The organism is Mesorhizobium sp. M0340, assembly GCF_040321535.1.
Lineage (GTDB): Bacteria > Pseudomonadota > Alphaproteobacteria > Rhizobiales > Rhizobiaceae > Mesorhizobium.
This window is the reverse complement of record NZ_JAMYRR010000007.1, coordinates 157,853-181,004: the sequence shown is the minus strand read 5'-3', so window position 1 is coordinate 181,004 and position 23,152 is coordinate 157,853. Positions and strand designations below refer to the sequence as shown.

Genomic DNA, 23,152 nt, shown 5'->3' with positions numbered 1-23,152 from the left:
CTCCGGCGACGCGGGCTCGCCGTCCTCGCTACCGGTTGAGCAGCCACAGAACAAACGAAAGCACGATGCTGATAAGAATCCCGGTGCCGATCGGAGCATAAAACGTGAAGTTCTCACGTTGGATCACGACGTCACCGGGCAATTTGCCCAGACCGACCCGCGACAACCAGGGCCACAACAGGCTTGTGGCAACTATGATCGAACCAAACACAATAAGAGTTCTGGACAGGGGGGATCCGGCCGGGAATATAGTGAGTCGCTTGGCTGGGCTCATTTTCATTGCTGTTTTGCTGTCGTTGCGCCTCAATTTCTTTTGGTTTTTGCTTGTCAATCTTCGCCGTCTCGTTGTCGGCATCGACGACTGCGCGAAGCAATTCGTCCATCTTGGCGTGCAGAGCCTGAGTATCGCGGTGCTCGGCGAGCTGGATGAACAGCGTCATAGCCCAGATCGCCAGTGTGGCAACACCATGCCAGTCAAAGCCATTTTGGCCTGGCCACGGCCTGCACTGCTTCAGATGCTCAGAGGCGTCTATGTATCATCACCAATGCGTCCAAATGCCGTTCTCCTCGTTGACAGTCGCCGAGAATACACCAGTTTGATCTGAAGGCACGTCGCAGGTTGGCGCCCGCAAGCACCTGAAGCCGGCGACTATTTTGATGAAAGACGGTCGAGGACAACTCCGGATGGACGCGTGCCGTCGCAGCGACCAAATTGCAGTGTCGCCGGGCCTCGCCAGAACGTGTCCATCTTTCTCCGGCTCGCGCGTTGGAGGGGGGGCTCACAGTTTCACCCAGCTGCTGGTGATGAATGAGGTGAGGCCTGCCGCGCCTCGTTGTGGGTCGGCTGGAGGATGTGCTCGCCAGAGCAGGCTTGACAGTTCTGCTGGAGGGGGCGGGTTTGTCCGCCTCTGTTCGCGGGTATGTGCTCGAAGGTCAGATTGTTCGAGCTCGTCGATGACCGGGTCTTTGTTCGCCTGCCTGGTACATGATTTCGGGACAATCTGGGGGCAGGCGTTCAAGGCAGACGTGAGTTCTCGTGGCCGAAGATGGCGGCGGCGGCCGACATTGGCTGTTCAATCTGTTCCGATGGATGCAAATCGGTCGGGTGACGGTTGAACCAATGACGCTGGAGATCACAGTCGGACCGCCGCGTCTGGCGATTAACCAGGGACGCAGCTTCCTTGTCACCGAACCGGATGGCCAGATCGCCTGGCCCACTTATAACGGCTTATATGCGTCTGACACACGCCTGATATCCAGCTGGCAGATCTTTGCCAATGGGCAGGCATGGGACCTCCTCAATTCCGGAAACATCGCCTACTTCGCCGCCAAGATCTATCTGGTCAATCAGGGGTTCGCGACGGAAACGAACCATGTGCCAGCAGGCAGCCTGGGGCTGGTAATCGGCCGCGCCTTGGATGGGGGGCTGCATGAGGATTTTGAACTCGTAAACCACGGGCAAATGTCAGTGCGCTTCAATTTGGAAGTTGCCATGCGCAGCGACTTTGCCGATCTTTTCGAAGTCAAGGCCGACGCGATCGTCCGCCGCGGACGTATTACCACGGAATGGCTGTCCAGAGCGGCGAGCCTTCGTACCTCCTACGTGAATCGAGACTTCAAGCGAGACGTCATTGTCAAGGTCCGCCGGATGGGCTCAAAGCCCGTCTATGCCAATGGCCGGATCAGCTTCGATATCAAGCTCGAACCGGGCGCGAAATGGCATGCTTGCCTTCTCTATGACTTTGGCAATGGCGAGACAATCTATCGCGCGCCCCGAGTCTGCATTGACAAATGCCTCGAGTCGAAAACTGCAAAACGCCTCGCCGGATGGCAACGCAGCGCCTTGAAGTTCAACTGTTCCAATGGCGAATTTCACCGCTTCTACCATCAGGCGGTCGAAGACATGGCCGCGCTGCGGCTGCCGATCGAAGGAACGGACGAACTGGAATACGTGCCAGCCGCCGGACTGCCCTGGTTCATAAGCCTGTTCGGTCGCGACAGCCTGATAGTCTCTCTGCAGAATGCCTTGGTCTACCCGGATTTTTCGCGCGGCGCCTTGGACGTTTTGGGGCGATTTCAGGCCACCGAACGCGACGACTACCGCGATGCGGAACCGGGAAAGATAATGCATGAGCTTCGCACCGGCGAACTCGCCTATTTCAATTTGATCCCCCATACGCCCTATTACGGCACGGCCGATGCTACGCCTCTGTATCTTATCGTGCTCCACAACACTTGGCGTTGCACCGGCGACGCGGGCCTGCTCGAACGACACATCGCAACGGCCGAGAAGTGCCTGGATTGGATTGACCAGTATGGGGACCGTGACGGCGACGGTTTCCAGGAATACGAAACCCGCTCGGCTGCGGGGTACGAGAACCAGAGCTGGAAAGACGCCGGTGACGCTTTGGTTTATCCCGATGGCACCCTGGTGAAGGGACCCAAGGCGCTGTGCGAATTGCAAGGCTATGTCTATGATGCTTGGCAGCGCATGGCTGAAATCTTCGATGCCAGAGGCGATGGCGATCGTGCCGGGCAGCTTCGCCTCAAAGCTAAGAGCTTGTTCGACCGATTCAACCAGGTCTTCTGGGACGAGGCATCCGGCTTCTATGCATTCGCGTTGGATGGCGACAAGAAGCCGGTGCTGAGCGTCGCTTCCAACCCCGGTCACTGTCTTTGGTCGGGAATTGTCCCACCCGACCGAGCCGCCAGGGTGGTGCATCGGCTGATGAGGCCGGATATGTGGAGCGGTTGGGGAATACGGACACTTTCAGCCGATCACCCAGCCTACAATCCACATTCCTATCAACGCGGCTCCGTCTGGCCGCATGACAACGGCCTGATCGCGCTCGGCTTCCGGCGCTATGGCTTTTTTGCGGAGGCATGTCGCCTTTCTCGCGACGTGAGCAGCGCCGCAACCTACTTCATGCAACATCGAATGCCAGAGCTGTTCGCCGGGTTGCCGCGAACGCCCACGACTTTCCCCGTGCAATATAAGGGAGCGAACGTTCCGCAGGCATGGGCGGCCGGATCCTGTTTTTCGCTTCTGCAGGCAATCATCGGCTTTCAGCCCGACGCTCCAAATGGTAAGCTGTACATCGATCCCAGGCTGCCCGACTGGATAGACGAACTCACCTTGAACGACTTGCGCCTGGGCAAAAATCGCCTCGAACTCCATTTCTGGCGCGTCGGTGCCGAGACCCGTTGGCAAGTGAGCGACGGCGATCCTTCACTGGTGGAAGCGCGAAATTGTGCCACCGGCCCGAACTTGCGCCTGGCCTGCGTATGAGGTTTGCTCCGGCGGAACCATCTGCCTACTTTCAGGTCCTACGTGTAGAGGGCCGCGCGTCTGCTCAAGAAGAGCAACATGAACCTCGCTGCCACGCCGTTTTGCGTTGAAGGTTGCGATGGTGATCATTCGTCACCCAAGCCGATCCGCTCGATTTTGCAACTCCGCCGGTTGCCGTGACAAAGCTCCCTTCGCCCGGCTTGGAAGTGCTTAGCTGTCGTCCTTATAGGACTTGGCGGCTTCATCGATCTTACGCCAATCGTTTCCGTGGCGCCGTACAAGCTCTCTCGCCTGGGCTGGCGACACACTTTGCGTTTCAACGATGTGGTCCACTTCCGTCTCCTCGCCTTTCAGGGGACGCGAACGAGGGCTCGTTGGCCGTCTGGCCGTTGGGTTTTTTGCATCTCGTCTGGGCATGAGTGGACCTCTCCTGGAGCAGAGTAAACGGTTCGGCGCGGCGAAGGTTTCGCCACGCCAGGGCGTTGAGCAGTTTCACCGATCGCCTCCTGGCTTCCCCTTGCAGCTCTGACCGTACGTTGCAGTGCTTTCGGACCCAAATGACCTGCACCGCGTTCTTTGGGAGCAGTGTTGTGCTTCGCAATCTGATGGAAAAATCCGACGTCCCTGCTGCACCGCAGACAGCTCCTGGTGCCGAAGCGCGCTTTCCGTACGATCGCGCGGCGGTTGAGCGGTTTCGACAGACATTCCCGCGCGCCAGGTGGAGTGACGAGCGCAAAAGCTGGTTCGTGCCGGGAAAGAATGCAGCGCGGCGGATCCAGCGCTGGCTTGCGCAAGAGGCGGATCTACGAGGAGCACATGATGACAGCAAGGGACGGGATGCTTTCGCCTTCGATCCCCTGTCGAGCCGGTATCTGGAAATCGCGGACGACCTGCGCATCCGCACGCCATATTCGCGGACGGTCCTCGAGGAACTGCGAGCCGTTCCATGGGCAAGCTGGGACGACGAACTGCGGGCCTGGAGGGTGCCTTTCCGCTCATACGAGGAGTTGAGGCGCCATTGGCCAAGCATCGAAAGGGCCGCAGGCCGCGCAGAACCGGACGAGAGGAAACGGCGACGGGAAGCGTCCAAAGACTCTGAGGAATATAAAGCCGCTAGATTGCAGTATGCCGAACGCAGGCGACGTCGCTATCCATTGCCTGCTGACGATTTACCCCGGCTTGGCCTTACCGTGGCGACGGAGCAATACGGCATCGTCGTCTTCACCGAGATTTCGGGTGAACTCGTCGACGCCTCGGAGTTAGCAGCGTTCTATCCGCATTTAATCGAGGCGAAGGTCGACCATGTCTGGGGCAGATGGCGTCCGGCCACGTTGGCTGAATTGATTAGAACATGGCCCGCTCGGCGTGCTGCCGGGTTAGCGGAACGGCAACGAGGCTGGTGGCAGCCAACGCTGCCCGAGCTCAGGATCGCTCGCCAAAAAGCTCGAAGCCTGGCGCGAAGAAGGGCAAAGCTTGTGTCATCGTTCTAGCCTTTCAGGCTCGGCGCTTCCAGCGTCTGTCCGGTTGCCATTGTGATTGAAATGTCCCCCGATCGGAGCCTCCCATGTGCAACGATAGCAAACAACATATGGCCTGGCTGAATATTACCGGATGATAGCGCCGCTGGCCTTGATATCCCGAGCCTGAAAACGAATTTGACTTGCGCTTAGGCGCACGACACCCGCATTGACGAGCCGGCTCCAATAACCAGCGTTGCAGGTAAAGCCCTCGAGCGACTTTTATGACGTTGGAAGCCGGACCTAACGGTGGGCCGGTGTTCAACTTCCGCTCCGAGGGAGCCGTCACTTTGGGAACAGCAGGCGATACCTGTTTCTGGCGTCGGCGTTTCCTCGAACTTGCCGGAGCCACGTGCCTGAACGCGAACCAGCCATTTTATGGCTATCGCCGGACCGAGAGGAAGTCCGTCGCTTCGCTAACACGTGGTTGGGCGGGCGCGCCAAGGTCATCGCTGAAATGTTAAAACCATTTCTGTAGAATTGACGCACACAAGGCCGATCCGAGGCCAACTGGGAGTGCATACCCCAGCTGGAATTGTGCGGAACCGTACGAAGTCGATTGCAAGCAACCAACCTGGTTGGCCGGGCATTAATTTTAGCAAAGCGTGAATTAGGAAAGCATCGGGAGGAACACCATGCTGCACGTTAACATGCCCCGTGAATTTGAGGTCGGCGATGAGGTTGCGCTAGCAGGTATCGTCATCGCGATTCTCCCCAGCGGGCGCGCCAGGGTGAGCATTCCTTCGTATGACCATCCTTATACGATTGATCCGCCACCCAAAGTCCGCGCCGGCGACCGAGTGGTTCTTGTTGGGGACGTCACCCGCATCGATTGCGGAGGGAACAAACTCACTGTGCGCATTGACTGCGGCGGGGTTATCACGGTCGACAAGTCGGCGATCACTCGGCTGAGGAAGCACCGCCGGACTTCAACGGGTTAACGCTCCGGCGAGACAACAGCCGGTGTCGGCGCGGGGCATCCCGCTCGACGGGAACTTTCTCTGCAGCGAGCGGTTGGTCGCCGGTCAGACGCGATGGGCGCGCCGGCTCGTATCCATTATGGAGATCACATGTTCGTCCCGCCACCGATGCCCGCAAAAAGTCTGCTTCGGTGCGTCGCGACGGAACTGGACGACATGGTTGCGGTGGAGTAAGCGCCCTCCCCTGGGTTAACAACCGGTCGGTGACGGTGCCACGACCACATCGACAACAAACGGCAATAAAGTCGTCGCTGAAAGCCTGCAAGGTGTCTGTCACGACACAGCGTGCCGGCAAAGCTACGCCCTCGCGACGGGGATCGTTGTAAGCTGACCAGTCGGCAACGCCGGCAGATGAGCGAGAACTTACGCTTGATATTGGTCTCGATCAGGCTCGACGTTCGGTCCTCGAAAACCGCCGACTACGAGTCGAGGTCGTAGGGCTGATGGCCCAGCTAGTTGTGATGAAGCGCCTCTGCCATACACCTGATGTCGAACGCCTGGCCGCACGCCGGGCAGACGACGAAATACTCCTCCTCCCGAAGTGGCAATGCGTCGTGGTCTTGAGGGCTGACGATGTCATTGTATTCGTCGGGCATTGGGTCCTCCGGAAACCCGCCCGCTATGCTGGAACGCCTGCCAGCAGGATTTGTTTCAAAGTAATGAAAGGCCGGATGTCCGGTTTCGGCAGCGATGCTCACCCGCAACGACGACGCAATGCCGCTCAGGATCAGCTCACGTCAAGAGCGACCGGAGGGGTCTCCAAGCAGGGAGCGACGCTAGGCAATTCCGGCAATAGGATGCGAGAAGGTCTGGAACTCGAAAAAGCCGGTGGAGGTGCCGACAAGCACCACGGCGGCGGGTAGTGGGTCAGTTTGAACTTCCGGTTAGGATGGGTGACCGAAAACAATCAAAATAAGCGCCATCACACCGAAGGTGCCGATAAAGACGATAGCGCCATATGCTATTGTACGACGCGCCATCTGGAAGCGGTGACCAAAATTGAGCATGAAGCCTGGGATCCCGGTTTCCCGTTCACTCGCTTCAAGGAAGGTTGTGTTCATCAATTGAACCATAGAAACCTGTTCGCAGAATTATGCTTGCGAGTGAGATGAACATAGCTGCGAAGCTCAGCGCCAATACAACGACGCAGGCTGTTACTGGTATAAACAGGTGAGGATTGTCCGCCCATTCGTACTTCAATTTCCTCGCTCCGCCTTTTCTAGTGACCGCAAACCATCGGCTTCTCTGCCTGCCATGAAGCCATTGATCGTGATATGCTCACATGACGCAGAATTCTATCTGATCCTCAGCCATATCCTTGCGGTGGACGGCTTTACCAGTGCGCTGGCGAGCAACGTCGATGAAATCCTCCACATGACTACTGAAACGCCGGTCCACGCACTGGTGCTGGACTGCCGGCCGGACAACGACATGGTGCAGAGCTGTAGCCGGCTCACGCAGGATGCCCGCACCCCCCGTGGTCGCTTTGATCGCGCCCGGTGCCGAGACCCAGCATTACGCGCTCCTGAAGTCAGGAATCGACGAAAGTTTTGTCAGGCCGCTGGCGCCGGCAAAGCTACTTGCCTACCTGCATTCAAGGCTGGGGACCGGCCGGCAATCCGGATTGCGACCGCAAGACACTAGGTCGCTAACTTGCGCTGTCCAATCATCCATTTGCTAGGAGATCTGGGCGCCCAATTTCGTGGCCGCCGAATAGGGTTTTACCGAATGCGACAGAGTTCTGAAAGACATTTGGTGTCTCTGGGCTTGTTCAAGCCCAAGGAGAACCCATGGCTTTCGAGTTGCAGACAGCGCGCCCTATTCGTGCGGCACAGTACCTTCGCATGTCGACTGAACATCAACGCTATTCGCTGGAGAACCAGGCGATGGCCATTACGGAGTACGCGGCGCGGCGCGGATACACTATCGTCCAAACCTACGAAGACGCTGGGAAAAGCGGCCTGAGCATAAGAGGTCGCGACGGACTGAAGCAGTTACTGGCCGATGTCGTGACTGGCCAAAAGACTTTCTCGGCAATCCTCGTCCTTGACGTCAGCCGCTGGGGCCGCTTTCCGGATACGGACCAGTCCGCTCATTACGAGTTTCTCTGTCGTGATGCAGGCGTCGCGGTGGAATATTGCGGCGAACAATTCGAGAACGACGGCAGCATGGTGTCTGCGATCCTCAAGAATATGAAACGGGTGATGGCAAGCGAATACAGCCGCGAGCTATCCTCAAAGGTCTCCAGAGCGCACCTGCAGCAGGCTCGTCTCGGATTCAGCCAGGGCGGACCTGTGCCCTACGGCGTCAGGCGACTGTTGCTGGATAAAGATGGCGAGCCCAGATGCCTTCTCGGCCCTGGAGAACAGAAAGGGCTCGCTGGCGACCGCGTTCTCCTTGTGCCCGGCCCGCCAAACGAAATCGAGCTTGTGAGGCGCATCTTCAATATGTTTGTTGCTGAAGGGCAGAGCATGGCCGGCATATCGGTTCGTCTGAACAAGGAAGGAGTGCCCTCCACATACGGGCATCTGTGGACGACCGGGCGCGTCGCATCCCTTCTCAAAAGCGAGTTGATGATAGGCTACTATGTCTACAACCGAACGTCGCACAGTATGAGCAGCCAATCAAAGCCAAACACTCCCGATAAATGGGTCCGAATACGGGTCATGGAGCCCATTGTAGCGGTTCAAATATTCAGGAGGGCGCAACTCGCAAGGGGAAAGCGCGGATACACCTATACAAAGCCCGAAATGCTCAAGAATCTGAAGCGGCTATTGAAAGAGAAGAAACGACTCAGCCTCACCGTGATCAATGCTTGTCCGTATACTGCGTCAGGACAGTGCTATGTCCGGCTTTTCGGCAGCTTGAAGGCGGTCTATGCGGCGGTCGGCTACGTACCGGATCGGCGGGGAGCTCTGCGAAAGTACTCGAACGAAGAGCTTCTAGACGGATTTCGGCGGCTGCGCGCCGCTCACGGGCACCTCACATTGTCGCTGATTAATGCGGACTCCGCTCTGCCCATATACCGTGTGTTCAAAAAGCGGTTTGGCTCGATGGCCGCGGCCTATACGCTGGCTGGCTTTCCAGGGCTGGAGTCGGAGCTAAAGCTGAGCGCGCTAGCGCGTATACGGCCCAGTGGCCCGGAAAGGCTCCGACGCGACGTCTCAAATGCTCAGGGCAAAAAAGGCGCATGACAAGAACAGACCGAAGCTGCGGCTCTTCAATGAGGAGCCCCGACTCTGTTTGTCACGGAGCTGTCCCGCCGCTCCCACCTGATCTCGTCTAGCAGGCTTCTCTGATTGGGGTCATCGAGGTCAAGCTCCTCCTGATAATCGGCCGGACCATGTCGCCCCGCGGGTCACGCGCTTCTCTTCGCGGTCGACGTTAGCCCGCCGCATGATGGGGTCAGTAGAGCGAGGCGTCTCAGTTCGTTGAACGTAAGGGCGAATTTCCCTGCACCTGTTGAGTGCTCTGATGCATGAGGTGTCCACCAAAATAGGTGGACACCTTGTGATGGAAGAAGATGAGCAGAAACTGCGGGTGAGGCTTGTCGGTCCGGACGGGCGACGCCAGTCAGCGGTCCGTCCACGAACTGCTGGCGCGAGCGGCATCGAAGCACACTTTGCTGCGGTGATCACTTTTCAGGCGGCTTCCAACGCGGCAAAGCCACGCTTATAATCGCGGGTATTTATATATTTATCGTCTTGGGCCATAAATTTTCCGAAAGCGTCTTCGTTGTAAACTGTTTGAGAACAATTCAAATACGCGGCTTTCTGATACCCAGTTTCGTAAGCGATCGAACCGGCGTGGACGGTGGTTGAAACGAATGAGGTGATACAAATCGCCATTGCTGCAACGGACACGCTGCCCACGCAAAATGATTTCATGGTTGTTGCCCCCTCCCAAAACGCGAAGAACTTGCCAAAAATCTTGCCCTGAAACAAGACACCCATGGAATCGCCCTCAACGCAGTTCGCACGCGGTAGCCGCGTAGCCTTGGAATCGTCCCAACAGAGCCCGCCGTGCCGAAAGGTGCGGCGGGCTTTTGTTCGCTCCTAGCGGTACGCTCTCTCGGTCTGATTTTGAGCTATGAAATGCACGCTCGGCGACGAACCGGTTGGTTGACGAGATCAGCGACAGGGCTTCGTGAAACGGGCGATCTCGCGAAGGAAACGCGAGGGAAGTGATCCGCGCCCTTCCTGGGCGGGATCATCCTGATACAATCCCCCATGGCCGTCCGAATAGCGGTTGTCCTCGCGCTTGTTTTCGCCTTCGCCTACGGTTTCGCAAAACTCGTGAAACACTATGGCGGCGTTCGCGACCAGCCCTCTCCGTGTGAAAACTTGCCACATCCTGATTGTCCTGATCCAAGCGCGCCTCCTCAGAAAGAAGCCAAGCCTTTAGCTGGTGCGTGCGTGGAGCTGCAACATTGGAACGGCTAGGCCTGACACTGTCGAATGCATCACTCCGTCGCTTTTTCGTTTAGGGGCCGCTCATCGACTGGCAAATGAGCGCAACCAAGCGATCGAGCGCATCCTTGTGGAGCGCACCTGTAGGGCGCCACGCAAGGAAATCATCCACGCTCTACCAGTGCACCGGATTTGACCCAGCGTTCGGCCGGCTGAATTCCACATAGAGATGCAGATCGTCAGGCACAAAGACGATTCTCCACGTTCCCTGTGCGTCGGCGGCGAGGCTGTAAGCGAGGACGGTCATGGCGGGCACTCCTTTGCCCCGAAGCCTGCCTATCCCCGCCGCGCAAATCCATCGCAAGAAGTTGGTATTGACAGCGGTTTTTTGCGTTTTGTCGGACGTGATTGACCTGCACTCCTGATCATGAGCGGAATGAAGACATTCAGTCGGGGGCATGGGTCGGGAAATGACATTCAGGCAGCCGCATTGATGGTAACATTGGCAACGCTCGCCACAGCCGAGGAAAGGAGCCGCCATAATATTCGCGCTCCTATTCGAAGGAATAGGTAAACCCTTGGCCTGAGGCGCCAACAGTGACCTTTGTCATCTTTTCACCAGCGAGCGACCGGTTCAGCACACCGCGGCTCAACTCCGGGAGGAGCGTGTTGGTCAGAATTGCGTCGATCATCCTGCCGCCCGATTCAATTTCCGTGCAGCGGGTCTTGACCAGATCCATGACACCGTCGCCGATTACCAATTCCGCGTCGTTGGTTGCACGCAGCCGGCGAGCAATCTTAGCAAATTGATGACGTGTGATCGCTTCGATCATCGAATCGGAAAGCGGAAAGTAAGGGATGGTCACCACCCGGCCGAGAAAGGCCGCTGGGAAGACCTTCAGCAACGGGCTGCGTAATGCGGTGTCCAGTTCATCGAGCCCTGCCCGTACCGCGCCATTCCTTGTGCGGTCCATGATGACTTCGGAGCCGACATTCGACGTGAGAAGGATCAGCGTGTTCTTGAAATCGATCCGTCTGCCTTCACTGTCGTCCATCATCCCTTTATCAAACACCTGGAAGAAGATTTCGTGCACGTCCGGATGCGCCTTCTCGACTTCGTCGAGAAGGATCACCGAATATGGCTTGCGCCGCACCGCCTCGGTGAGAATTCCGCCCTTGCCGTAGCCGACATAGCCGGGGGGCGCGCCCTTCAAGGTAGAGACCGTATGCGCCTCCTGGAATTCGGACATGTTGATCGAGATCAGGTTCTGCTCTCCGCCGTAGAGCGTTTCGGCCAGTGCCAAAGCGGTTTCGGTCTTGCCGACGCCCGAGGGGCCGCAAAGCAGGAATACACCCACTGGCTTTTCCGGAGCGCCGAGACCGGCGCGGCTGGTCTGCACGCGCTTGGCGATCATCTCCATCGCATGATCCTGTCCGACAACGCGCTCGGACAGAGTGACCGCGAGCCGCAGCGCCTTCTCCGTCTGACTCGACAGCATCCGGCCCGTCGGGATGCCCGTCCAGTCCTGAACCACGGCCGCCACGGCGTTGCGGTCGACCGATGGCAGGATCAGCGGTGTTTCGCCTTGCGCCTCGGCCAGTTCGCTCATCAGTTCGCGCAGCCGAGCGAGATCGGCAGCCGGATCGGGAGGCGCAGGACCACCTGCCGCCGGAACCTTCGCCTCGGCATTGGACAGTTCGGTCTCAGGCACCTCCCCGCTCTTGGTCTCCGTGGCGGCCTCGTGCCCTTCCACGGCATCGAGCGGCACGCCGTCGCCGCGCAGCCTTGCACGCAATTCGAGTATCTCGGCCACCAGCGCCTTTTCGCGCTCCCAGCGCTGCTGCGCGGCTGCGAGCGTGCGTTCGGTCTCGGCAAGCCCAGCCTCGACCCGTGCCTGCCGCTCGGCCACTTCGATGCCGATTGCAGCCTCGCGGCCGATAATGCCGCGCTCGACCTCCAGCGCCTGGCGGCGGCGCATGATGTCCTCGACCTCGGCTGGCGTGGCGTGCTGCGATACCGCAACACGGGCGCAGGCGGTGTCGAGAAGGCTGACCGCCTTGTCCGGCAGCTGCCGCGCCGGGATGTAGCGATGTGACAGGCCGACCGCCGCGTCGATCGCCTCATCCAATATCTGAACCTTGTGGTGCTGTTCGAGGACGCCGGCCACGCCGCGCAACATGAGGATGGCCACCGATTCCGAAGGCTCGTCAATCTTTACCACCTGGAAGCGGCGGGTCAGTGCCGGGTCTTTCTCGATGTGCTGCTTGTATTCCGCCCAGGTCGTGGCCGCTATTGTGCGAAGCTCGCCGCGTGCCAGCGCCGGCTTGAGCAGATTGGCAGCGTCGCCGGTTCCGGCAGCACCACCGGCGCCGATCAGGGTGTGGGCTTCATCAATGAAGAGGATGACCGGCGATTCAGAGGATTGAACTTCGTCGATTACGGCCTTCAGCCGTTTTTCGAATTCACCCTTTACGCTAGCGCCTGCCTGCATCAATCCGACGTCGAGCATGCGCACGCTCACTCCCTGCAGTGGGGGCGGTACATCGCCTTTGGCGATGCGCAGAGCAAAACCCTCCACGACTGCAGTCTTGCCGACGCCCGCCTCGCCGGTCAGGATCGGATTGTTCTGCCGGCGTCGCATCAATATGTCGACAATCTGCCTGATCTCAGGATCGCGACCGACGACCGGGTCGATCTTTCCATCGCGGGCGCGCTGGGTCAGGTCGGTGGCGTATTTGGCCAATGCCGAATCCCCGCCCGGAGTCCGCCGCGGGGCCTCTGTCGCGGTGACCGTTGGCGCAGCGCCGGCTTCGAGTGAGCCCTCCGTGACATCGGCGAAGCGCGTCACGACGGCGTCGGCGTCGATCTTGTCGAACTCGCCGCTGATCTTCGACAGCAGGCCTTCCAGCACCGGTGTCTTCAGGCAAGCAAGCAGAACATGTGCGCTGCGGACCTCCTCCACGCCGAATTCCAGTGTTGCCAGATTCCAGGCCTCCTGGATGGCGTGGAAGATATGGTCGGAAAACTCTTCGATCGAGGTTGCGCCATAGGGCAGCTTGTCCACCGCGCGCGTCATATCGGCCGTAAGTCGGCTCGCATCCAGTCCTGCATCGGCAATCATCATTTGCACATCCGAGCGGTCGGAGAGCACCAGCTGCTCGATGAAGTGGACGAGTTCGACGTAAGGATTGCCGCGCAGCTTGGCACTGTCAGCCGCTGCCTTGAAGGCGCGCAACCCTAGAGGGTTGAGCTTGCCGACCAGTTCCTTGCGCTTGAAGCTCTGCGATGACCGGCGCTGTTCCATCGAACGTGCTCCTGCACTCTGCAAGTCGATAACCTGCCACATAAGCAGCCGCTTGACAAAGTGCGGGATGAACAAAGGTTTCGATGCCCCGTTATGCGGGCTCCCATCATTCGTCGAAGATGCCGCATCGCGGCCGCAAACAACCACGAGCCTGACAGCCCAGGTGAGACGCATTCCCGATCCACGGCCCGGCAAACACGCCGGCGGATTCAACAATCAAGACAAGGCTGCATTAGCTTTTGTTAATTTTTTCCGTACTCGCTGAATTGTGGAAAAGCGCAACCGTGTGATAACGTAGCGGCAGGTTCGGCCTCAGGGCCGGTGACTGGGGGATCGGTGTGATCGACGTCGCACTCTGGCTTGCTCCGCTCGACGGTGAAAATCCGTCGGGAGAGGATTTGCGTAACGATCCGGCGTTTCACGAACTGGAGCGCCTGACAGAGCCTCAGGTCAAGGTTGTCCATGACGGCAACAACAAGCCGGTCTCGCAAAGCACCATTCCTGTCGACTGGCCAGCAGTAATCACCAAGGCCGAGGAATTGCGCGCGCGTGGCCGCGACCTGCGCCTGATTGTAATTGTCACACGCGCGCTGGCCAACGAGCATGGACTGGTCGGGTTGGCCCAGGGTCTGACGCTTATTGGGCGGACATTCGACCAGCATTGGGAAACCATGCACCCGGCGCTGCGGCCCAACACGTCGCCTCGCGAAGCCGCCTTGCGCCGCATCAATGCACTGCTGGACCTTCAAAATGGTCAGGACGGGCTGTTGGCCAACCTGCGGCAAATGACTTTGTTTGCGCCACGCTCGATCGGACCGATCAGCGGACGCGATTTGGAACAAGCTGCGCTCGACGACCGCCTCATGCTACAAGAAGCAGCGTCAGGATTGAACGCGGCCGAAAAAGCAGCGCTTGTCAGTGCGCATGGACAATTGTTGAACCGTGTCCGTGCCGGGTGCGCGGCACAGGCGGATCAAGCCAACGAGGAAATGCAGTCGCTCATTACCGATGCGCGCGCGGCGGTTGCGGCACTGGGAGCCGTCGAGACAGCCCTCAACGCTCGCCTTGAAGGCAGCGGCGGGACCACCATTCCGGAATTAAAACGGTTCCTGCAGCGTTTGCTGACAACCCTCGAGCGCAACTCGGCTGCCGGCGCGATGGCGAATGGCGCAGTAAAGCCGTCCGCTTCGCCGGCAGAACCGGTAATGCCTGCCCGAAACGGTCATGGAGCCGATACTATGGCAAGTGTGGCTAACTACGCTGACTCGAGCACCGGACTTCCCGACCGGATTACTTCGCGCGACGACGTGGTGAAATGCCTGGACCTCGTCGTCGCCTTTTATGACCGGACCGAACCGTCGAGCCCGATTCCCCACCTCGCCCGCCGTGTGCGCCGGATGGTGCATATGGATTTTGTTGAACTGATGGAAGATCTCGCCCCGTCGGGACTGAAGGAGTTCCGGCTGCTTGCCGGCGTTCCCGATGCCAAGAAGACGGCTCAGAAGGATGAAAGGTAGCAAGCAATGCCAGCCGAAAGCAAAGCCAAGGTCATCGAACGAAATCGCGCGCCGCGGGTGCAGATCGCCTACGACGTGGAAACCTATGGCAGTCCAACGACAATCGAGCTGCCGTTCGTCATGGCCGTCATGGCGGACCTTTCAGGCGCTTCGCAGACCAAGGAAGCGTCGAAGTCGGTACTGGACCGCTCCTTTGTCGAGACCGATGCGAACCGTTTCCCGCGGTTCATGGAGGCACTTGGACCACGCGTGAAAGCCCGCGTGAAGAATACGCTGCCTCAGGCCGAAGGCGCCGAGCGGGACGAGGAGCTGGCGCTCGACCTTACCTTCACCAAGATGGGCGATTTCGCGCCGGACAAGATTGCCGAGCAGGTCCCACAGTTGGCCGAAATCCTCAAGATGCGCCGCCAGCTCGAGGAACTTCTCGGCTTCATGGACGGGCGTGTGGATGCCGAAAAGCGCATTGCGCAACTGCTGAACAACGAACCGCTTCTTGGCAAGATCGCCAGCCAGGCGCTGGCGGACGACAAGGCAGGGGAATGACCATGGCCGAACAGCAAAAAACCGCCGCCGTCGCCGAGGCGGAAACCATCGATCTCGGAGAATTCAGCGGGCTCCTCGAGAAGGATTTCAAGGTCAAGAAGGACGACAGCGAAAAGCTGCAGCAATTGGTGCGCAATCTCGCACTTGCAGCGCAGACGCGTTCCGATACCACGACCATCTCGTCGAATGCTATCAAGTCGATCAAGTCGCTGATCGCCGGGATCGACAAGATGCTGTCGGAACAAGTCAACGAGATCCTGCACGCGCCGGAAGTGCGCGAAATGGAGGGCACATGGCGTGGCCTGTGGTATCTCGTCAACAATACCGAGACCGATCAGAAGCTGAAGATCCGGGTGATGAACATTTCCAAGGAGCAGCTGGCCGACACGCTTGAGGATTATGAGGGCCAGATGTGGGATCAGAGCCCGATCTTCAAGAAAGTCTACACGGACGAGTATTCGATGCTTGGCGGCGAGCCGATCGGCTGTGTGATTGGTGCCTACGAATTCTCCAACCACCCGCGCGACGTCGGTCTGCTGCGCAACATCTCCGGCATCTGCGCCTCAGCGCACACACCCTTTATCGCAGCTGCCTCGCCGCGCCTGTTCCGCATGGACAGCTGGCAGGAATTGCCGAACCCGCAGGACCTGCAGCAGATCGTCTCCAACCCCGCCTATGCCTCGTGGCAGTCGCTGCGCGAGAGCGAGGATGCACGCTACATCGGCCTGACCATGCCTCGCGTTTTGGCACGGCTGCCGTATGGCACCGATACCGTTCCGGTGAAGGGCTTCACCTTCGAGGAGGAGGTACATGGCGATCATAACAAATATGTTTGGATGAACGCCGCCTTCCCGATGGGCGTGAACATAAACCGCAGCCACAAGCTCTATGGCTGGGGCACGCAGATCCGCGGCGTCGAAAATGGCGGCACGGTCCTCAACCTGCCAGTGCACAGCTTCCCGACCGATGATGGCTCGATAGCGATGAAGTGTCCGACGGAGGTCGCCATCGACGACCGGCGCGAGGCGGAGCTGGCCAAGCTCGGCCTGATGCCCATCCTGCACCGGAAGAACACCGATCTCGCCGCCTTTATTGGCGCCCATTCGCTGCAGGACGACGAGACAAGGGCGGGACGGCTGGTCGACCCCGATGCGCAGGCCAACGAGCGGCTGAGCGCCAACCTGCCCTACCTTTTCCCGGTCTCGCGCTTCGCCCACTACCTCAAGGCGATCGCGCGCGACAAGGTCGGTTCGTTCAAGGAGCGCTCCGATATGCAGATCTGGCTGACCGAATGGATCAACCGGTATGTGCTGGCCAACCCGGCCTTTGCCGACGACAAGGCGCGCGCCAAGCGCCCGCTCGCCGCCGCCGAGGTTCAGGTGGACAGCGTGGAGGGGCGCCCCGGCTACTACAACGCCCGCTTCTATCTGCGCCCGCATTATCAGCTGGAGGGTATCAATGCCTCGCTCCGACTGGTTTCGGAACTTCCGTCGGTGAAGACTTGATTTGCAGCAACAACATCTTGGTTTTTGAAAGCGGTGGAGAAAGACAATGCCCACAAATACGAAGATTGATGGCTTTCTAAAGGTTCCGGACATCAAGGGTCCAAGCACTCGAGATGGCCATGAGGACGAAATCGAGATCCATGGCGTCGATTACAAGATGATCGCACCCTATGATCCAAATTCGCTCTCGCGCCGCGGTCGTGTGTCTTTGGGTATGATCAAGTTCACCAAGCACTATGACAAGTCTTCGCCCTACCTGAAAAAGGCGCTGTTCGAGAACAAGGCGCTGGACGAAGTCGTGTTTTCGGCACGGCGGACCATTGATGGTGAGACCAAGGATTACCTGGTCGTCACACTCACCGACGCCTCGATCATGGAATACGACATGTCGCAGGCCGAGGATGAGGAAGACCTGATCGAGGAAGAGGTCAGCTTCGCATACAAGAAGATAAAGTTCGTCTACGACGACAACGACGAAATCGAAATGGATGTCTATGTCGGCAAGTGAGGCGCGGCGGCCCGGCGCGGACAAGTCGCTGGGTAGCGGCAGTTCGCGAGCAAAGCGCGAAGCGGTCCAGCCCTCTCTGTGGGACCGCCTCGTAAACGATCTGCCGGGCGTGACCTCCGAGATAGACGGACTGCGCCAGGCACTGCAGGACGAGCTTGGCGCGGAGCGGCTGGACAATCTAGTTGCGGCTAGTGCGCGGCTCATCGACGCCGACACGGAGTTGACGGCCGACCAGAAGCGGCGTCTGCATCGCCTGGCCTTTCAGAGCCAGCACCGCGCTGAAATCGAAAGCCGCGGCGTGGTGGTGTCGGCTCGTGTGCTCAAGGAGGCTGTGCGGCGCGATGTCGAGGCTTTGTTCAACACCGAACGCTTCGAGGCCATTCCGCTGCTTTCCGACCTTGAAACCGAGCAGGCTGCGGACAACCCGCCGTCGCTCGCCGATTTTCCGGAGGTGCGTCGCAGCGTCGTCAATTACGGCGTGCCTTCCTTCTCGGGCCGTTCCTCCCGCGACTTCGATCGCGAGGCCCTGGCGCGCGAGATCCGCTCGGTGCTTGCCACCTTCGAGCCGCGTCTCAAGGACAGTGCAACAAAGGTTACGGTAACTCTTGGCGACAAAACCGTGGGCCTGAAGATCGAAATAGATGCGGTGTTGATCATGACGCCGACGCCCGAACGCATGCGCCTGCGCACCACGATCAACCTCGATAACGGCTTGGCTCGGACCGAATTTAGGGAAGCCTGAGATGGATCGGGTCTTCGTAGAATATTACGAGGAGGAACTGACCCATATCCGTGCGCTCGCGGCAGAATTTGCCGACATGCATCCGGCGGTGGCACGCAACCTTTCACTCGATACGGTCCCCTGTCCGGACCCCTATGTCGAGCGGCTGCTTGACGGTGTTGCCTTCTTGGCCGCGCGGACCCGGCTCAAGGTTGATGCGGAACGCTCGCGCTTCTCGCGAGCCGTCCTTGATGTTCTCTATCCCGATCTTGTCACGCCGGCGCCGGCAACGGCCATGGTGGTCCTCAGACCCGGCCAGCAGGTCCAGACAATGATTGGGGGGCATGTCGTCAAGCGCAACACGCGGCTGGTTTCCAGCCTCCAGCCTGGCCTGTCGACGCGTTGCACGTTCACCACCGCCCAGGACATCACGCTGTGGCCGATAGCCATCACCTCGGTCGGGTATTTTCAGGATCGCAGCGCCTTGGCGGCAGCCGGCATCACGCGGATCGGCGGTGTCGATGGCGAGGCGGCGCTTCGCATCACGCTGGCCCGTACTGGAAAAGGCAAGCTCGACGAACTGTCGCTCGACCGGCTTGATCTCTACTTTGCCGCGCGCACCAAGGCACCACTGCTTTTCGATGCGATTTTCGGCGCCTGCTCAGCCGTTGGTGCACGACCGGAAGGCAAGACCAACCCAATATCGGCGTTGCCGGCACCCGAAATGGTCGGCATCAGCGACGACGAGGCTCTGATGCCTCGTACACGTCCGACCTTCGAAGGATATCGTCTTCTGCGCGAACATTTCATGATGCCGGAGCGCTTTCACTATGCTCGGGTTTCGGGGTTGCAGCCCATCGTGCGCAGATGCACAGCCGAGCTCGAGATCATCTTCATCTTCAGGCGTCCGGCGCCTGAACTTGCCGATCTGATGGCGGCCGATTTTGAACTTTTCGCAACGCCGATCATCAATCTGTTCGAACGCGAGTGCAACGTCGTCGAGCTCGATCCGCGCAAAACGCGGCAGGTGCTGCATGCCGACCGCACGCGAGCGCGGGACTTCGAAATCTATCGGGTTATCCGCGTCGAGGACGCCGACAGCGAGGGCAGCGACGCCACAATCCCGGAACTCTTCAGCCTGGGACAGAACCGCGGCAGCGGCTGGGTTTATTCCACCGAACGGCGCCCACGCCGCCCGACGGAGGAGGAACGGCGCGATGGCCTCACCCGCACTTCATACACGGGCGATGACGTTTTCCTGGCGATTTCACGCCCAGCGGAAACTCCGCCGAACCGCCCGCTGAAGCGCGTCGACATCGTGGCGCTTTGCACCAACCGCGATCTGCCGATCCTTGATGACAACCCTACCTTGACGCTGGAAGCCGGCGATCCGGTCGAAACGATCCGGCTTCTCGGCGCATTGCGCCCGCCTCGCCCAGCCATCCCCGCAGCGCTGCCGGCGGGCGCGGCGGGTGAATCGCGAGCCGACAATCTCGCCTGGCGGCTTGTAGCGCAGCTCGCGCTCAACTTTCTAAGCCTTGCAAAGGAAGGTCGCGGCGTCGAGCCGCTGCATGCGCTGCTTGAGCTTTACGCCGACAGGGGAGACCCGAGCCTCGCCCGCAATGTGCACTCGATCGTGCGCATCGACTCCCGGTCGGTCATCGAGCGGCTGCAGATCGATGGGCCGATGTGCTTCGGACGAGGCACGGAGGTGACATTGCATGTCGATCAATCGGTCCTGGCGGGGCAAAGCACCTTGCTGCTTTCGGCCTTGCTGGCACGGCTGTTTGCCCGTCATGCCGGAATAAACGGCTTTGTGCGAACCCGCACATGGCTGCTGCAGAAGCAGGAGGATGTGCCATGGCCGATGACGCCCGGCAATCGCTACCTGATCTAGACAAGCCTGGCCGGTACGAAGAGCTGTCGGATGCGTTCGACTTCTTCGAGCTGTTGCGGCGACTCGAACGGAGAGGCGGGCTGTTCGGCTATTCCGGCCCGCCGGAGCGCGAACCCTCGCGGCTCGGGCAGCATGTCCGTCTCAGCTTTTCCGCCAAGGACTTGGCAGAATTCCGCGAAGCGACTGACAAAGCGCCCGCCCGGGTTACGGTCGCAAACATTGGTCTGATGGGACCTGAAGGTCCGATGCCCCTGCATTTGACGCGCTGGGTGCTCGATCGCCTGTCGCAACGCTGGTTCACAGGCGCCGATGCGCAGCAGACCAGCGACACAACCTTCATGGACTTCGTCAACATTCTTCAGAACCGGATGATCGCGCTGTATTACAGGGCTTGGGCGGATGCGCATCCGGCGGTTCAGGTCGAGCGCGCGGCAGGCGGGCGCGTTCGCGCCATGCTCGAAGCCATGGCGGGGATAGGGCTTCCCGGCACCCACAATCCCGAACTGGACGCCGTGAAGCTGCGCCAGGCAGCTTCGCTTGCCAATCAGGTCGACGGCCCCGAGCGGCTGACGCTGTTCCTGGCGGAGGCGTTCAAGGTGCCGGTCCAGATCAGGGAGTTCATCGCTGCCTGGATGACCATACCAGCCGCGCTCCAGACACGCCTAGGCAAAGCCTACATAGCGCTCGGCCGGGGAGCAACGATCGGTCCGCGTGTCTTCAACCGTCAAAGCAGGATCGAGCTCCGCGTCGGCCCGCTGGACTACGAGGAGTTCAAGGCGTTCCTGCCGGGCGGTCAGCGCCTCAAATTGTTCAAGCAGGCCGTTAGCGACATGGTCGGCGAATCGCTCGACGTCGATCTGCGCATCGTGCTGGCGCGCGATGCCGTTCCGCCGCCGCGTATTGGAACCGTCCAACTCGCCCGGACCGCGTGGCTTGCGCGGCCCGCTGAAAGGGGCGATGCTGACGACATGCGGCTGCGGACATTAGTCGGCTGGCGGCAGGAAGGGGCGGAGGTCGCGGCATGAGTCTGCTGCTGACGCTGGAGCAAGGGCCACGCACCCAGGCGGTACGGCAGACCCGGCTTGACGAGGGGGAACTGGTGATCGGCCGCAGCGCGGACGCCGGCTGGCAGATCGACGATCCCGACATGTTCGTTTCGCGCGCCCATTGCAGGATCACTGGTGGGCGCGACGGATATTTCGTCACTGATACGTCAAGCAGCGGATTGTTCATAGACGACTCCGACAGCCCGCTCGGTGCCGGCAAGTCGACGCGTCTTCGCAATGGCATGCGGCTGAGACTGGGCGATTACGTCGTATATGTCGATCTGCAGACGCCGAGTGCCCAAGCCACAGCAGCAGCAGCCGCAGGGCCAGATCCGGAGCGCTCCCCACCGGCGTCTCGGGCGCCGGTCAGCATCGGCCGTGACGATTTCTTTTCAGCCACCGTGGAAGAAGAGCCGCAGCGGCCACGTCCAGCCGGGCTGCCGAACCCGTTCGAGCAGCCGATCCCGGGTGCGTTCGAACGGGCCAATTCCAGACAGCGCAGCTCGCCTGCTTTCGATGACCCGTTCAGCCTCGATCCGATCGCAACACCCGTATCCAAAGGCACCGCAGGACCAGCCCGCGCGCCCAACCAGACAGACCCATCGGGCCTCGACTCGGGATCGTTCCCCAACGGCTCAACGGAGCCCCCGACGGCAAAGCTGCCGGAATTCAATGACGACTTCGGTTTTGGGCCAGCCGCGGCGCCCAGCCCGGGACGCGATGCGGGCTCGACCGGTCAGCGCGAGCGCGACGCCCAACCACTGCAAGCGGCCAATCCCTGGGACGTGCCCATGCGGGCGGCAGATACCCCTCCGCCAATGCGAGCAGGCCCAGCCGCCAGCCCCGCCCGCCAGCCGCCTGCGAGGCAGCACGCCGAAATGGCGCTTCGCACCGCATTCCTGCGCGGCATGGGGATCGCGGAAGCCGATTTTCCCGGGCGCGATGCCGTCGCCGAGATGGAGAAGTTCGGCCGCGAATATCGGCTTATGATGGAAGGATTGATGCAGCTGCTACGCAAGCGTGCCGAAGAAAAGGGAAATGCTCGCGTTGCGCAGACAATGGTCGGAGCCTCCGAGGTCAATCCACTCAAGTTTCTGCCGACGGTCGACGACGCTATCGTGACGCTTATCGCCGAACGCAGCCCCGGATTTCTGGCCGGCGAAGCGGCTATCGCGGATGCGGTTCGCGACCTCGCACAACATCACGTACGCGCCTGGCGCGGCGTGCAGGCCGCCTTGCGGCGGATGGTCGACCGTTTTGAGCCGGCAGCCATCGAAGAAGAGCTGAAATCGAGTTCCGCGATCGGCACGCTGTTGTCGGGCGGGCGCGGCGCCAAGCTGTGGGAGCTTTACCAGAAACGCCATCGTGAAATCGCCGAGAGCGCGGAAAAGAGCTTTCTCGGCGAAATCGGCGCTGATTTTCGGGATGCATATGAGGAGGAGTAACACATGATCGATCGACGCGAATTTATCGTTGCCTTGGGTGCGACCGGGCTGCTTACGGCCTGTCAAAGCGCCGGGCCGCCAAAACCGTCGGTCATCACGGTCAAGCTGACAGGGGCGGCCGGCATGAACCCTGGACCAGGCGGCGGCGACCGGCCAGTGACGGTGCTGGCCATGCGGCTGCGCAGCACCGGTAAGTTCAATTCCGCCGACTACTTTGCCTTGCAGGGGGATGCCGGCTCGGCACTGGCAGGTGATCTCATCGGATCCGACCAGATTGCCGTCGCGCCTGGAAAAACCGCGACCAAGACCATTACGGTTGAACCGGATGCGACGGCCCTGGGCTTCGTTGCACTTATCCGTGAGCCTGGCGGGCGAAACTGGCGGACGACCAAATCGGTTTCGCCCGGATCAAACTTTGCGATCAATGTCACACTCGGCAGCGGCGGCATTTCCGCCTGACGGCCAAGGCA

At 60.0% G+C, this 23,152-nt stretch carries 20 protein-coding genes; 13 read left to right on the top strand and 7 right to left on the bottom strand.

Annotated elements, in window-relative coordinates; translation table 11 throughout:
- Window positions 1-28 precede the first annotated feature (28 nt).
- Window positions 29-211 (bottom strand): DUF2905 domain-containing protein, encoded by a 183-nt coding sequence (locus NKI79_RS13250; RefSeq protein ID WP_352802038.1) that lies wholly within the window; start codon window positions 209-211, stop codon window positions 29-31.
- Window positions 132-440, bottom strand: a complete 309-nt coding sequence (locus tag NKI79_RS13245) for a low affinity iron permease family protein (protein ID WP_502909816.1) — start codon at window positions 438-440, stop codon at window positions 132-134. Before NKI79_RS13245 ends, NKI79_RS13250 begins: the two co-directional genes overlap by 80 nt.
- Window positions 441-1,036: 596 nt before the next feature.
- On the opposite strand from NKI79_RS13245, the gene NKI79_RS13240 reads away from it, so the two are divergent.
- From NKI79_RS13240 to NKI79_RS13230, 3 genes are all read left to right on the top strand, one after another.
- Window positions 1,037-3,289 carry an amylo-alpha-1,6-glucosidase gene (locus tag NKI79_RS13240; protein ID WP_352802037.1) on the top strand — a complete coding sequence of 751 codons (2,253 nt, stop codon included), beginning with the start codon at window positions 1,037-1,039 and terminating at the stop codon, window positions 3,287-3,289.
- Window positions 3,290-3,894: 605 nt separating this feature from the next.
- Window positions 3,895-4,779: a hypothetical protein gene (locus NKI79_RS13235; protein ID WP_352802106.1), complete on the top strand. Its 885-nt coding sequence runs from the start codon at window positions 3,895-3,897 to the stop codon at window positions 4,777-4,779.
- 662 nt (window positions 4,780-5,441) lie between these two features.
- Window positions 5,442-5,747 (top strand): hypothetical protein, encoded by a 306-nt coding sequence (locus tag NKI79_RS13230; RefSeq protein WP_352802035.1) that lies wholly within the window; start codon window positions 5,442-5,444, stop codon window positions 5,745-5,747.
- Window positions 5,748-6,238: 491 nt separating this feature from the next.
- On the opposite strand, the gene NKI79_RS13225 is transcribed toward NKI79_RS13230, so the two are convergent.
- Both NKI79_RS13225 and NKI79_RS13220 read right to left on the bottom strand, forming a co-directional pair.
- Window positions 6,239-6,382: a hypothetical protein gene (locus NKI79_RS13225; protein ID WP_352802033.1), complete on the bottom strand. Its 144-nt coding sequence runs from the start codon at window positions 6,380-6,382 to the stop codon at window positions 6,239-6,241.
- 288 nt (window positions 6,383-6,670) lie between these two features.
- On the bottom strand, window positions 6,671-6,847 hold the full coding sequence (locus tag NKI79_RS13220; RefSeq protein WP_352802031.1) for a hypothetical protein: 177 nt from the start codon (window positions 6,845-6,847) through the stop codon (window positions 6,671-6,673).
- Between the two features lie 729 nt (window positions 6,848-7,576).
- On the opposite strand from NKI79_RS13220, the gene NKI79_RS13215 reads away from it, so the two are divergent.
- A complete protein-coding gene (locus NKI79_RS13215; RefSeq protein WP_352802030.1) occupies window positions 7,577-8,980 on the top strand; it encodes a recombinase family protein in 1,404 nt (467 codons plus the stop codon).
- A gap of 447 nt (window positions 8,981-9,427) precedes the next feature.
- On the opposite strand, the gene NKI79_RS13210 is transcribed toward NKI79_RS13215, so the two are convergent.
- The 3 genes from NKI79_RS13210 to tssH form a co-directional block, all read right to left on the bottom strand.
- Window positions 9,428-9,739: a hypothetical protein gene (locus tag NKI79_RS13210; protein ID WP_352802021.1), complete on the bottom strand. Its 312-nt coding sequence runs from the start codon at window positions 9,737-9,739 to the stop codon at window positions 9,428-9,430.
- A 631-nt stretch (window positions 9,740-10,370) separates the two neighbouring features.
- Window positions 10,371-10,502, bottom strand: coding sequence for a hypothetical protein (locus tag NKI79_RS13205; protein WP_352802019.1), 132 nt, complete (start codon window positions 10,500-10,502; stop codon window positions 10,371-10,373).
- A gap of 247 nt (window positions 10,503-10,749) precedes the next feature.
- On the bottom strand, window positions 10,750-13,500 hold the full coding sequence (tssH, locus tag NKI79_RS13200; protein WP_352752061.1) for a type VI secretion system ATPase TssH: 2,751 nt from the start codon (window positions 13,498-13,500) through the stop codon (window positions 10,750-10,752).
- Between the two features lie 338 nt (window positions 13,501-13,838).
- Here tssH and tssA point away from each other — a divergent pair, with 338 nt between their 5' ends.
- From tssA to tssJ, 9 genes are read left to right on the top strand one after another with little or no spacing between them, the layout of a single operon-like run.
- Window positions 13,839-15,017 (top strand): type VI secretion system protein TssA, encoded by a 1,179-nt coding sequence (tssA, locus tag NKI79_RS13195; RefSeq protein WP_352802017.1) that lies wholly within the window; start codon window positions 13,839-13,841, stop codon window positions 15,015-15,017.
- Between the two features lie 6 nt (window positions 15,018-15,023).
- On the top strand, window positions 15,024-15,560 hold the full coding sequence (tssB, locus tag NKI79_RS13190) for a type VI secretion system contractile sheath small subunit (protein WP_352479410.1): 537 nt from the start codon (window positions 15,024-15,026) through the stop codon (window positions 15,558-15,560).
- A gap of 2 nt (window positions 15,561-15,562) precedes the next feature.
- A complete protein-coding gene (tssC, locus tag NKI79_RS13185) occupies window positions 15,563-17,065 on the top strand; it encodes a type VI secretion system contractile sheath large subunit (protein WP_023720342.1) in 1,503 nt (500 codons plus the stop codon).
- A gap of 46 nt (window positions 17,066-17,111) precedes the next feature.
- On the top strand, window positions 17,112-17,573 hold the full coding sequence (locus NKI79_RS13180; protein WP_023678576.1) for an Hcp family type VI secretion system effector: 462 nt from the start codon (window positions 17,112-17,114) through the stop codon (window positions 17,571-17,573).
- Entirely contained in the window at window positions 17,560-18,315 is a 756-nt protein-coding gene (gene tssE, locus NKI79_RS13175; RefSeq protein ID WP_352508053.1) for a type VI secretion system baseplate subunit TssE, read from the top strand. The genes NKI79_RS13180 and tssE overlap by 14 nt, the downstream gene beginning before the upstream one ends.
- Window position 18,316: 1 nt before the next feature.
- Window positions 18,317-20,191, top strand: a complete 1,875-nt coding sequence (gene tssF / locus NKI79_RS13170) for a type VI secretion system baseplate subunit TssF (protein ID WP_352802015.1) — start codon at window positions 18,317-18,319, stop codon at window positions 20,189-20,191.
- A complete protein-coding gene (gene tssG / locus NKI79_RS13165) occupies window positions 20,155-21,216 on the top strand; it encodes a type VI secretion system baseplate subunit TssG (RefSeq protein WP_352802013.1) in 1,062 nt (353 codons plus the stop codon). Before tssF ends, tssG begins: the two co-directional genes overlap by 37 nt.
- On the top strand, window positions 21,213-22,682 hold the full coding sequence (gene tagH, locus NKI79_RS13160) for a type VI secretion system-associated FHA domain protein TagH (RefSeq protein WP_352802011.1): 1,470 nt from the start codon (window positions 21,213-21,215) through the stop codon (window positions 22,680-22,682). The genes tssG and tagH overlap by 4 nt, the downstream gene beginning before the upstream one ends.
- A 3-nt stretch (window positions 22,683-22,685) precedes the next feature.
- A complete protein-coding gene (tssJ, locus tag NKI79_RS13155) occupies window positions 22,686-23,141 on the top strand; it encodes a type VI secretion system lipoprotein TssJ (RefSeq protein ID WP_352648180.1) in 456 nt (151 codons plus the stop codon).
- Window positions 23,142-23,152 lie beyond the last annotated feature (11 nt).